Source organism: Nonomuraea sp. NPDC049028 (assembly GCF_043197735.1).
In the GTDB taxonomy this organism is placed as follows: Bacteria; Actinomycetota; Actinomycetes; order Streptosporangiales; family Streptosporangiaceae; genus Nonomuraea.
Genome location: NZ_JBICTR010000020.1, coordinates 42,484 through 54,207, shown reverse-complemented (window position 1 = coordinate 54,207; position 11,724 = coordinate 42,484). Strand labels below are relative to the sequence as shown.

9 protein-coding genes are annotated in these 11,724 nt (G+C 67.4%); 7 read left to right on the top strand and 2 right to left on the bottom strand.

Going from position 1 to position 11,724, the window contains the following annotated elements; all coding sequences use genetic code 11:
- The first annotated feature begins 39 nt into the window (after window positions 1-39).
- The 4 genes from ACGFJ2_RS53960 to ACGFJ2_RS53945 are packed head-to-tail and all read left to right on the top strand — an operon-like array spanning window position 40 to window position 4,401.
- Window positions 40-1,314, top strand: coding sequence for a sugar ABC transporter substrate-binding protein (locus ACGFJ2_RS53960; protein WP_358184950.1), 1,275 nt, complete (start codon window positions 40-42; stop codon window positions 1,312-1,314).
- 8 nt (window positions 1,315-1,322) lie between these two features.
- Complete coding sequence (locus ACGFJ2_RS53955) at window positions 1,323-2,249, top strand: sugar ABC transporter permease (protein WP_357955114.1); 927 nt, start codon at window positions 1,323-1,325, stop codon at window positions 2,247-2,249.
- Window positions 2,242-3,081 carry a carbohydrate ABC transporter permease gene (locus ACGFJ2_RS53950; protein WP_357955111.1) on the top strand — a complete coding sequence of 280 codons (840 nt, stop codon included), beginning with the start codon at window positions 2,242-2,244 and terminating at the stop codon, window positions 3,079-3,081. Before ACGFJ2_RS53955 ends, ACGFJ2_RS53950 begins: the two co-directional genes overlap by 8 nt.
- 54 nt (window positions 3,082-3,135) lie before the next feature.
- Window positions 3,136-4,401 carry an alpha-L-fucosidase gene (locus ACGFJ2_RS53945; RefSeq protein WP_393482290.1) on the top strand — a complete coding sequence of 422 codons (1,266 nt, stop codon included), beginning with the start codon at window positions 3,136-3,138 and terminating at the stop codon, window positions 4,399-4,401.
- A gap of 69 nt (window positions 4,402-4,470) precedes the next feature.
- On the opposite strand, the gene ACGFJ2_RS53940 is transcribed toward ACGFJ2_RS53945, so the two are convergent.
- Together ACGFJ2_RS53940 and ACGFJ2_RS53935 are read right to left on the bottom strand one after the other, a co-directional pair.
- A complete protein-coding gene (locus tag ACGFJ2_RS53940) occupies window positions 4,471-6,552 on the bottom strand; it encodes a S8 family serine peptidase (RefSeq protein ID WP_393482287.1) in 2,082 nt (693 codons plus the stop codon).
- A gap of 145 nt (window positions 6,553-6,697) precedes the next feature.
- Entirely contained in the window at window positions 6,698-8,293 is a 1,596-nt protein-coding gene (locus ACGFJ2_RS53935) for a phospholipase A2 (RefSeq protein WP_393482284.1), read from the bottom strand.
- A 558-nt stretch (window positions 8,294-8,851) separates the two neighbouring features.
- Here ACGFJ2_RS53935 and ACGFJ2_RS53930 point away from each other — a divergent pair.
- The 3 genes from ACGFJ2_RS53930 (at window position 8,852) to sigJ (ending at window position 11,617) form a co-directional block, all read left to right on the top strand.
- Window positions 8,852-9,391 carry a DUF1062 domain-containing protein gene (locus ACGFJ2_RS53930; RefSeq protein WP_393482281.1) on the top strand — a complete coding sequence of 180 codons (540 nt, stop codon included), beginning with the start codon at window positions 8,852-8,854 and terminating at the stop codon, window positions 9,389-9,391.
- A 148-nt stretch (window positions 9,392-9,539) separates the two neighbouring features.
- Entirely contained in the window at window positions 9,540-10,730 is a 1,191-nt protein-coding gene (locus tag ACGFJ2_RS53925; protein WP_393482278.1) for an NAD(P)/FAD-dependent oxidoreductase, read from the top strand.
- Complete coding sequence (gene sigJ / locus ACGFJ2_RS53920; protein WP_393482275.1) at window positions 10,727-11,617, top strand: RNA polymerase sigma factor SigJ; 891 nt, start codon at window positions 10,727-10,729, stop codon at window positions 11,615-11,617. The genes ACGFJ2_RS53925 and sigJ overlap by 4 nt, the downstream gene beginning before the upstream one ends.
- Window positions 11,618-11,724: the final 107 nt, after the last annotated feature.

Genomic DNA, 11,724 nt, shown 5'->3' with positions numbered 1-11,724 from the left:
TCAATTAACTCGGCCCCGAGCTTATTGAGTGGAGCTGCGATGGGCAGGCAGATGTATAGCGGTCGGAGATCGCTGGCGGTCGCAACAGCGGTGGTCATCGCGGGGGGACTAACGGCCGGATGCGGAGGCGGCGGCCAGGAATCGGCGGGAGGCAACAAGGCGAGCAACGGCGCGGTCACGCTCACCTGGGGGATGTGGGCGTCCGGAACCGAGGACCGAAACGCCTGGCAGAAAGTGGCCGACCAGGTCACCCAGAAGTACCCGAACATCAAGATCACGCTCGAGACCTCGCCCTTCAAGGACTACTTCACCAAGCTCGGCACCCGCCTCGCCGGTGGCAGCGCTCCGTGCGTCGTCTCGATGCAGAGCCTGCGCACGGGCGGCTACGTCAGCGGCATGCGTCCCTTGGACGACCTGATCAAGAAGAACGGCCTGGACACCGCCGACTTCGACACGTCGATCATGGCCGGGCTGGCCTCGGGCGGCAAGCAGTACGCGCTGCCGTACGACGTCGGCTCGCTGATCATCACCTATAACAAGGACATGTTCAAGGCGGCCGGCGTGCCGGAACCGAAGGTCGGCTGGAGCGTGGCCGACTTCGAGGCGGCGGCCAAGAAGCTGACCACCGGCGGCAAGTACGGCTTCGTGGGCTACCCCTCGGCCCTGGGGATGTTCTCGATGATCCTGGCCAAGACCGGCAACGCGGAGCCGATGGACGAGTCCGGCAAGCTCACCCTCACCACTGAGCAGATGAAGACCGGCTTCCAGTGGTACGCGGACCTGACCGCCAAGCAGGGAGTCTCGCCCAAGATTCCCGGCGTGGACAACAACTTCACCGAGACCCAGTTCCTCAACGGCAACGCGGCGATGTCGGTGAACGGCCCCTGGTCCGTTCTGGAGCTCAAGGCCAAGGCCAAGTTCGGTGTCGGCCTGGCCACCATCCCCGCCGGTCCTGACGGGACCAAGAGCTACACGGCCGGGTCCGGCTTCGGCATCTCCCAGTCCTGCCCGTACCCGGATGAGGCGTTCAAGGCGGTCAGCACGATGACCAGCGCCGAGGTGCTCGGGCAGCTCGGCTCGGTCGGGCGCGCCTACCCGGCGCGCAAGTCCGTACAGAACAAGTGGTACGAGAACGCTTTCGAGGGCTCCAAGCCGGTCCTCGACGCCGCCAACGCCTCCGCGAAGCCGTTCCGGACGACCAAGAACTGGGACCCGGTGGAGAAGCTGCTGGCCCAGTACGGCATCCAGGCCTTCAACGGCCAGACCACGGCGGCGGACGCACTCGACCAGGTGCAGCAGCAGTCACCGGCCTAAGGAGCGAAGTGTCCGACGACGCCATAGCCCGCCCCGCGGCGGTAGCGGGCAGACGGCGCCCCCGTCTGCGCCGCGACGGAAGGGCCGCGGCCTTCTTCGCGGCGCCCAGCATGATCGGGTTGACGGTGTTCACCCTCTTCCCGATCGTGCTGTCTCTGGTGATGGCCTTCTTCCAGTGGCCCGCGGTGGGCGAGCGAACCTTCACCGGACTGGAGAACTTCACCACGCTGTTCACCGACCCCGTCTTCCGGCGGGCGCTGTTGAACACGCTGCTGTTCGTGGTGCTCTATTTGCCGCTCAACCTCATCGTGTCGGTGGGGCTGGCGGTGTGGATGGGCCCGCGCATCAAGGGCCGCAAGGCACTGCGGGTGGTGTTCTTCCTGCCCGTGGTCACGCCGATGGTGGCCAACGCGATCGTCTGGCGGATGATCTACCAGCCGAACGGGCTGATCGACGGCTCGCTGTACGCCGCCACCGGCACGCACGCGCCGAACTTCCTCGGTGAGCCGGGCTGGGCCATGTTCGCCGTCGTCGCGATGAGCGTGTGGCAGGGGTTCGGCTACAACATGCTGGTCTTCTCGGCCGCGCTGGACGCCATCCCGCGGCACCTGCTGGAGGCGGCGCAGATCGACGGGGCGGGACCGTGGCGGCAGTTCTTCCGCATCATGCTGCCGATGATCTCCCCGGCGCTGTTCTTCGCCTCGACCATGACGCTCATCACCTCGTTCCAGGTCTTCACCCAGCCGTTCCTGATGACCGGCGGAGGGCCGGGCATGGACACCGAGACCCTCATGATGTTCGTCTTCGACAAGGGGTTCTCGATCTACCAGTACGGACTCGCGTCCGCCGGAGCCTGGATCCTGTTCGTGCTGATCCTGGGCGTGACCGCGGTGCAGTTCGCCGGCCAGCGCAGATGGGTGACCTACGATGTCTGATCACGCCATCCGCCGCGTCCGGCTGGTCATCTCACACGTCGCGCTCTACCTGGTGGCCGCCGCGTTCCTGGCGCCGCTGGTGTACATGCTGGCCACCTCGCTCAAGCCCGCCGACGAGGTGTTCCAGTCGCCACCGAGCCTGTTCGGATCGCTGATCCGGTGGGAGAACTACAAAGAGACGTTCGAGTTCCTGCCGTTCGGGAAGTTCGTCGTCAACGGACTCGCCGTCGCCATCTGCGGCACGGTCGTGGTGCTCGTGGCGTCGGCCATGTCGGCGTACGCCTTCTCGCGGCTGCGCTGGCGCGGTCGCGACGGCTTCTTCCTGGTCTTCCTGGCCACGCTGATGATCCCCCAGGAAGTGCTGGTCGTGCCGATGTTCATGCTGATGAAATGGTTCGGCTGGGTGGACTCCTTCCAGGCGCTGATCTTCCCCTGGGCCTTCACCGCCTTCGGGACGTTCATGCTGCGCCAGTTCTTCCTGACCATCCCCGAAGAGATCTCCGAGAGCGCCCGCATCGACGGCGCGGGATCGGTGCGGATCTTCTCCAGCATCATGCTGCCGCTGATCAGGCCCGCGCTCGCGGTGCTGGCGGTCTTCACGTTCATCAATTACTGGAACAGCTTCATGTGGCCGCTGATCATCATCAACACGGTGGACGAGAAGGCCACTGTCCCGCTGGGCCTGTCGCTCTTCGTCGGCCAGCAGGGCACTCAGTGGAACCTGATCATGGCGGCCTCGGTGATCTCCATGGCGCCGACCGCGGCGCTCCTGATCCTCCTGCAGAAACATCTCATTCGCGGGATCGCCACGAGCGGTCTCGGCGGCCGATGAAATCTCTTTTTCGTGAAATCTCATTTCGCCAAATCTCTTTTCGAAAGGAACGTAGTGGACCACGCCTGGTTCTCCGAATCCCGCTTCGGCATGTTCGTGCACTGGGGGCTGTACTCCCTGGCCGCCCGCCACGAGTGGGTGAAGAACCGCGAGCAGATGACCGACGAGCACTACCAGCGCTACTTCGACCACTTCGACCCCGACCTGTACGACCCCGCGGAGTGGGCACGGCTGGCCAAGGAAGCCGGCATGCGCTACGTCGTCCTCACCACCAAGCACCACGACGGCTTCTGCCTGTGGGACTCCGCGCAGACCGACTACAAGGTGACGCGCACCCCCTGGGGCAAGGACCTGATCGCGCCGCATGTGGAGGCCCTACGCGCCGAAGGGCTGAAGGTCGGCTTCTACCACTCGCTGATCGACTGGCACCACCCCGAGTTCCCCGTCGACTCCCTCCACCCGCAGCGCGAGGATGAGGAGTTCAAGGCCGCCGCCAAGGGCCGCGACATCTCCAAGTACGCCGACTACCTGCACGCCCAGGTACGCGAGCTGCTCACCGACTACGGCCAGATCGACTACCTGTTCTTCGACTTCTCCTACGCCGGCAGAACGGGCTACTGGGGCGGCAAGGGCGCCGACGACTGGCGCTCACCCGAGTTGATGGACATGGTGCGCGAGCTCCAGCCGGGGATCATCGTCAACGACCGGCTCGGCATCCCCGGTGACTTCGTCACCCCCGAGCAGTACCAGCCCGCCGCCCCGATGACCGTCGACGGCCAGGAGGTGCCGTGGGAGGCCTGCCAGACTCTCAACGGCAGCTGGGGATACGACCGGGACAACCTTGACTACAAGACCCCTGACCTGCTCGTACGCATGCTGATCGACAGCGTCGCCAAGGGCGGCAACCTGCTGCTCAACGTCGGCCCGGACGGGCGCGGCCAGATCGATCCGCGCGCCCGCCAGAGCCTCGCCGACATCGGCGAATGGATGCGGCTGAACTCCCGCTCCATCTACGGCGCCGGCCCCAGCGGCTTCACCGCGCCTCCCGACTGCCGCTACACCCAGCGCGGTAACCGGCTCTATCTGCACGTGTTCGGCTGGCCGTTCCGCCACCTGCACCTCCCAGGGCTGGGCGGGCGCGTGAAGTACGCCCAGTTCCTGCACGACGCCTCGGAGATCCGTTCGCGCGTGATCGACCCCAGCCAGACGGCCCAGAACACGGCCATCGGCGCCCTGACCCCCGACACCCTGACCCTCGACCTGCCGGTCCAGCGCCCCGACGTCGTCGTACCGGTCATCGAGCTGTTCCTCAACGACTAGCCGCGGCAGAGTCGAGTCCGGCCAGGAGCGCGTCCGCGTTCCTGGCCGAACCCCGTTCCGCGAGTACCTCTACAGGGTCAGGGTCCATCCGTTGATGAAGCCCTTGTCACCCTTGGCTAAATCCTCCGCCCGGAGTTTCCAGGTGCCGTTGGCCGCTGAGGCGCTGGCGTTCACCCAGTAACTCTCGTTGATGTTGTCGGTGCCGTCCTTGGCATCGGCGGCACGCAATGGGTACACCTTGCCGTCCGGCGCGACCAGGTCGAGCTTCAGGTCACCGCGCCAGGTGTGGTCGATCTCGACGTGGACCCGGGAGCGGGTGGGAGCGTTGCCGTTGATCCAGGCCAGGACGATGCTGGACTCGGCGACACCGGGATCGGGGATGGCGGTGTCGTCCCAGTTGCCGAAGCAGGGCAGCCGGATCGACCAGCCGTCGATGAAGCCGGTGTCGAGATATTCGACGTCCTGCACGCGCAGTTTCCAGGTGCCGCTGGCCGGCGACGCGCTGGCGTTGACCTGGTAGGTCTCGTGCAGGATGTCGGCGCTGTCGTTGGGGTCGTTGGCCTGCAGCGGGTAGACCTTGCCGTCCGGTGCGAGCAGGTCGATCTTCAGCTCGCCACGCCAGGTGTGGTGGATGTCGACGTACACCTCGGTGGTGGCGGGCGCGCTGCCGAGCAGGCCGGCGACCGCGATGGAGGACGTCACGGTGCCGTGGTCGGGGATCGCGGTGTCCTTCATGTTCTCGTAGTACGGGACGGGCCAGGCTCCGGTGTCAGGGGCCTTTCCGAGCACGGCGGCGTCGACCTGGATGCGTGGGGTGGTCACGCCGTTGTAGGCGATGGCCTTGCCGGTGGTCTTCAAGGCGGTTTCGAGCTGGGCCAGCGGGGCGTCGGGCATGGCCTGGCGCAGCACGGCCAGGGCGCCGGTGACGTGCGGGGCGGCCATCGAGGTGCCGTTCAAGGAGGCCCACTTGTTGCCGGGCACCGAGGAGATGATCGACACACCGGGGGCGAACAGGTCCAGCAGCGCGCCGCGGTTGCTGAAGGCGGCCACGCCGTCCTGGTCGGTGGTGGCGCCGACGGTGATGGCCGAGGACACGCAGGCCGGGGCGGCCACGGCGGTGCCGAAGCCGTCGTTGCCGGCCGCGACCACGGTGGCCACGCCGGCGGTGCGCAGGCTGTCGATGATCGCCTTGCGCGGGTCGCCGTCGCAGGCGGCGGTGTACTGGCCGCCGCCCAGGCTGAGGTTGGCGGCCACCAGCGGCACTCCCTCGTCCTTCAGTTCCAGCACTTTCTCCAGGCCGGCGAGCTGAGCGCTGGTGAAACTGAGCACACACGGGGCGGCGCCCGCGCCGCACAGGTCTTCGGAGGAGAACTTGCTGAACACCTGGATCGCGACGAGCTCGGCGCCGGGCGCGACGCCGGCCGGCGGAGCGCCGGTCACGCCCGTGCCGTTGCCGACCGCGATGCCGGCCACGTGGGTGCCGTGGTCGCAGTCCAGCGCCACGTCGGCGCAGGGGCCCTGGTCGGCGTCGGCGGCGCCGGGCCCTTCCTGCTCGGCGGTGCCGTCGGGGCACAGGCTGGTGGAGGAGTAGTCGGCGTCGATGGGGGAGAAGCAGGCCTCTTCCAGCACCCGGTCTTTGAGGAAGGGGTGGTTGACCGCGACGCCGGTGTCCAGCACGGCCACCACGCTGCCGGCGCCCGTCTTGCCCGCGGCCCTGGTCTTGTCGGCGCCGATCAGCGGGACGCTCTCGGCCAGCACCGGTCGCACCGGCTTGTCCTCGGTCACGCTCACCACACTGGGCAGCTTGGTCAGCCGGTCCAGCCCGGCCTGGTCGACGTGCAGGGTGACCACGGGGAAGCGGGTCAGTTGCTGGACGACCTGACCGCTGGAGGCCGCGTCCGGCAGGTCGGCGCGGGTCTTGCTGACGACGTTCACTCGGATCTTGCCCGCGGCCGCCACCCGCGCGCTGAGCTGGGGTTCGACATAGGGGGCCGCCGAAGTGCCCTGCTGAGCGGTCGAAGTGGTCTGCTGTGTGGCCGAAGCGGACGCTGCGGGAGTCGTGGGCGGGGCCTCTGCCGCGTTGGCCGGCCCGGTCGCGAGCGCCGTGGTCGCCAGCGCCGCGATGACACAGGATAAGACTCGCAATTTCATGACGTACCGCGCCTTACATGAAGGAGGTGCAGGGAGACGACGCCGGCATGAGGGGTGGCCGGACGGCGGCCGAGGCCGCCGTCCGGCGGAGGAAGGTCCCCCGGAAAGGTCAGAGCTCAGGTGTCACGTTGAGCTCGGGCGGTTATCAGGGATTGCCGTACCTCTTGACGAACTTGTAGTAGACCCAGGCCCATGCCCGGCAGTCGGGCCGCACCAGGATGAAGTAGCCACCGCACACCTTGTCGCGCATGGTGATGTAGAACCGGTTGTCCACGTCAGCCTTTGAATGGGCGTTGGAGAGGTAGTAGCGGTAATGCTTCCTCTTGTTGGCTATCAGGCCGTACCCGTAGTCGTGGGAGTCACAGGCCGGCCGGAAGTCGAAGTTGTGAGGCTTGTCCGGAGAGCTTGTGCAGTGGTCGTAGTAGATGCCCCTGACCTTGAAGCCGCTGGCGGTGCGCTTCCAGTCGGGCTTGCGCCACTTGCCGCCGTGCCAGGCCCAGGCCGAGCAGCCCGACTTGGTGTACCACATCCAGGTCGCGGCCGTGCTGCACTTCGCCGGGTAGGACTGCGGGGGGTCCACGCCCTCCGGCAGGAAGTCGCCGGCCGGCGGCTCGGTGGCGTTGGGGTCGTCGAGCCCGGCCGCGCCCGTGGTCGTCCCGCCGTTGGCCGGCGTGTCGGTGCCGGTGGCGGTCACCTGGGGAGCCGCGACGCCCGCCGGGAAGGACAGCTGCCAACCGCCGTTGGTGACGGAGTCGATCGACGACAGGCGTCCCACCGGGTCGTAGGAGTAGGTCCCCTGTACTGCGCCGACGCTGGGGTCGGTCACGGTGCGCAGCAGACCGTTCGGGTCGTAGGCGTAGCTCGCCTCGGTCTGCGGTGTCTCGGTCCCGTAGGTGACCGAGACCTCCTTGAGCCGGCCCGCGAAGTCGCCGTTGGAGGTGCTGGTGGCCGTGGTGGCCGTGGCATAGGTGAACTTGGTGACGGACGCGGGGTCTGACACGCCGGCCGGCTCCTTGACGGTGCTGACGCGGCCCTGGGTGTCGTAGGTGATCGTGGACTTGCCGAAAGCGGTGTTGCCCACGTCGGTCACCCGCCAGGGGTCGGCGCTCGGCGCGCCGGCCGGCCGGGCCCAGGTGTAGGTGGGCTGGAGGTCGGTGGCGCTGACGGGGGTGCCGTCGGCGTTGGTGAAGCCGTCGTCGCCCGCCTCCTGGGCGCCCACGTCCGACACGAGCGTCTCGATCGTCGTGGTGCGCATCGCACCGACGACCGCGTCCCACTTGGTGGTTTCGGTGATCTTGGATCCGTTGGCGGCCTGGTAGATCTGGATGCCGCCGCCGTCGGGGGTGGAGACGCTGCTCTTCAGCGGGTAGCTGGTCGACGTCCCGTCGTCGAGTTCCGTGACGACCAGGGTGCCGTTCTGGTTCTCGAGCTTCCGGTTGATCTGACCACCGGCGAACTCGGCCTGCCAGCTCGGCCCGAAGACGCCCAGCTCAGGGCGGGTCGCCGGGGCCGACTGCGGCCGGGCCAGGTCGCCACCGGCCAGAGCCACACCGTGCTTGCGGCTGATCGCGCCCGCGGACACGTCCAGCTCGGTCAGCTTGAAGGTCTGGTTGTCGGCGGAGTACTGGCCGGGGCCGATCTCCTGAACGTCGGCCGGCGGCGGGTCGGCGAGCAGGGCGGCGGAGGCCGTCGAGGTCTGCGTGGCGGCGGAGACCTCGGGGGCGAGGAAGGGGATAAGCATCGCCGTGACGGCGACTGGGAGCGCTAATCGGCGCAAGTGGTGCCTCCAGGAAAACCGAGAAAGAGATTTGATCACCTGGAGGATAAGCATGGATAAATCACTTTGACAAGAGATTGACAATTCCATAGACCGGTGTTAAATCGCCATTGAAGCCACGCCTCAGCTGCGTCTTATTTATGCGTTCACGCAGGTGGTGGGGTTGTATAGCGAAATTATGGCGAATTTATGGCGATCGTGTGGGGCCTCCGGATAATAATGACTCTGCGGCAAGGCCTGGCGGCGTATTCAGCCATTCGCGAGTGCGGAACAGCAGTAAAGCGAGTGCCGCCTGACAGAAGAGCTGTCTGCTGACGGGGTCGCGAAAACGGGTGGATCTTGTAGATGGTGGTCGCCTAGGCTGGGCTCTCACCCCTACGTGAGGACTTCGCGCGTATGACGCCGCCTGCTCTTTAGACCTGACACTTCCCTGCGCATCGGTCGCCGACGGACGCCGTCGGCTCTGTTTTCCGTGCTCTTCGTCAGGTCTTCAGAGAGATCATGTCTTCACATCCTCATATCGTGCTGCCCTGGGCCGTACGACGTACCCGCCTGCCTCTGCTCGCCCTCCGGTGCGTGGCCTGCCCTTCCGGCCGCGCCACCGTCGGCGACGGCAGGTTCCGCGTCAACGCCAACGGCAAACTTCTCGACGTCTGGCTCCTGGTCAACTGCGTTTCCTGTGACCGGACCAGCAAGCTCACCGTCCACGATCGCGTCCCGGTCCGCTCACTGCCCGCCGGCCTTCTGGCCGGTTACTCGGACAACTCGCCGTCCCTGGTCGCCGATACCCTTCTCGATCCGTTGATCGCCCGGCGCAACCGATTCGGGCTCGATTGGGACGGGTGCTGGGAACTCCACGCATCTCCCGTTCCCGAGGATCCGTGGCCCGTTCAGATCACGGTCACCTTCGACGATCCCGTGCCGGTCCGTCCCGGACGGCTCATCGCTCATGGACTGGGCATCAGCCGCAATGAGATCGCTCGCCGGGTCAAGATCGATATCCCGCTGAACCGCAGGACGAAACTGGATTTCTCCTTCGTCCTGGTGTGGCCGGTCCAGTAGGTCCAGGCGTCGGTGCGACGCTCCCGGCCAAGGCAGAACACGGCTGTGCCGTGTTCTGCCTTGGCCGGATCGACGTTCTTGGCGAACGGAGTGACGCGTGTCACGTCGCGTGCTGTCACGTCCCAGTGGCCGGCGGTGTCCTGAGGGCATGACCGAATACAACACACGCCACAAGGTCGTGGTCATCGGCGGTGGTTACGCCGGTACGCTCGCGGCCAACCGTCTGCGGACGCGCGACGACGTCGACATCACCCTGGTCAATCCACGCCCGGAGTTCGTCGAACGCATCCGGCTGCACCAGTTCGTGGCCCGTACCGGCGACGCCACGATCGACTATCGCACGCTGCTCGGCGAGGGCGTTCGCCTGGTCGTCGACAGCGTCACGCGCATCGACGCCGCCACCCGCGCCGTACGGCTGGCGTCGGGCCGTACCCTGGACTACGACTACGTCATCTACGCGGTCGGCAGCACCAGGGCCATACCGTCAGGGGTGCCTGGCGCGGCCGAATTCGCGTTCGACATCGCGGAGTTCGAGTACGCGCAGCGGCTGCGCGCCCGGCTGGAGGAGTTACCCGTCGATGCTCCGATCACCGTGGTCGGCGGCGGGTTGACCGGCATCGAGACGGCCGCCGAGCTGGCCGAGCAAGGACGCAGGGTCACACTGGTGTGCGGCCGGACCCTGGCGCCGACATTCAGCGCGTCTGGTCGCCGATACATCGCCAGATGGCTGTCGCGGCATGGTGTCGTGGTACTCGAAGGCGCCATGGTGAGCGAGGTGCGGCCGGATGCGGTCGTCGTCGCCGACGGTGGGGTGCGTACGAGCGCGCTGACCATCTGGACGGCCGGTTTCGGGGTGCCGGAGCTGGCGGCGGCCAGTGGGCTGCGCACCGACGCGCTCGGCCGGCTGCTCACTGACGAGACGCTGACCAGCCTCGACGACGACCGCGTTGTCGCGGCCGGCGACGCCGCCGCGCCGTCGGGCCGGCCGCTGCGGATGAGCGGCTACTCCGCCGGGCCGCTCGGGGCGCGGGCCGCCGACACCGTGCTGAGCCGCATCGCGGGGACCGCACCGGCGGTGATCGACCTGGCCTTCACCGGGGCGTGCGTCAGCCTCGGCCGGCGCGCCGGCATACGGCAGCTCGCCCGCAAGGACGACACCGCGATCAACGTCTACATCGGCGGCCGCATGGGTGCGGCGATCAAGGAGGTGACCTGCAAGTTCGTGGTGTCGAAGCGGATACGCGGCGAGGCCCGCAAGCCGGGTTCCATGGGCTGGCCCAAGGGCGGCCCGCGTCCCGAGCAACCGGCCTCCGCCGCGCGGGTGGTCACCTCCCCGTGAGCACCGATGAGCATGCCGAGCGGTTCACCCTGTTGCGGCCGCTGCTGTTCACGATCGTCTACGAGATCCTCGGCTCGGCGACCGAATCCGACGACGTGCTGCAGGACAGCTATCTGCGCTGGGCCACCGTGGACCTCTCGACAGTGCGCGACACCAAGTCGTATCTGGCCCAGTTGGTGACCCGTCAGGCGCTCAACGCCTTGCGAGCGAGCGCGCGCCGTCGCGAGGACTACATCGGCCCGTGGCTGCCCGAGCCACTGCTGCTCGACGAGAACGACGCCTCGACCGATGTGGTGCTCGCCGAGTCGGTGTCGATGGCGATGCTCGTACTGCTCGAAACACTCGGTCCCGATGAGCGCGCGGTGTTCGTGCTGCGCGAGGTGTTCGGCTTCGGCTACCACGACATCGCCACGGCGGTGGGCAAGTCCGTGGCGGCGGTGCGGCAGGTGGCGCACCGCGCCCGCGAGCACGTACAGGCACGCCGTCAGCGCTTCGAGCCCGTCGACGCCGCGACCAGCGCGCGGGTCACCGAGCAGTTCATGACCGCGGCGGCCACCGGTGACCTGGAAGGGCTGCTCTGGCTGCTCGCGCCGGACGTCATCTGGACCGCCGACAGCGGCGGCAAGGCCACCGCGGCGCGCCGGCCGGTGGTGGGCGCGCAGAAGGTGGCCGCGGTCCTGATGAGCCTGTTCCGCCAGGAGCGGCTGGGGGACCTGCGGATCGAGATGGTCAACTGCAACCACACGGCCGCACTGGTACTCCGCGGTGAGCGCCTGGAAGGCGTCTTCCTGATCGAGATCGCCGACGGGAAGATCACCAACTTCTACGCCATCCGCAACCCAGACAAGCTTCTCGCGGTGGCGGTTCCGCGTCAGATCAGCCGGTAGATGGACAGGTAATTTCACCAGCTCAAGCCCGCCGGATTGGATCACGTTCGGCGGCTTGAGGTCTCGCACTTCCACCGTCGTATGGCAGGCGGTGACGGGAATCGGGT

What these genes read in the sequence shown, in the direction of transcription:
- ACGFJ2_RS53950 (WP_357955111.1), top strand. Translation starts at nt 2,242, where the DNA reads ATGTCTGATCACGCCATCCGCCGCGTCCGGCTGGTCATCTCACACGTC.
- ACGFJ2_RS53935 (WP_393482284.1), bottom strand. Translation starts at nt 8,293, where the DNA reads ATGCTTATCCCCTTCCTCGCCCCCGAGGTCTCCGCCGCCACGCAGACC.
- ACGFJ2_RS53960 (WP_358184950.1), top strand. Translation starts at nt 40, where the DNA reads ATGGGCAGGCAGATGTATAGCGGTCGGAGATCGCTGGCGGTCGCAACA.
- ACGFJ2_RS53940 (WP_393482287.1), bottom strand. Translation starts at nt 6,552, where the DNA reads ATGAAATTGCGAGTCTTATCCTGTGTCATCGCGGCGCTGGCGACCACG.
- ACGFJ2_RS53925 (WP_393482278.1), top strand. Translation starts at nt 9,540, where the DNA reads ATGACCGAATACAACACACGCCACAAGGTCGTGGTCATCGGCGGTGGT.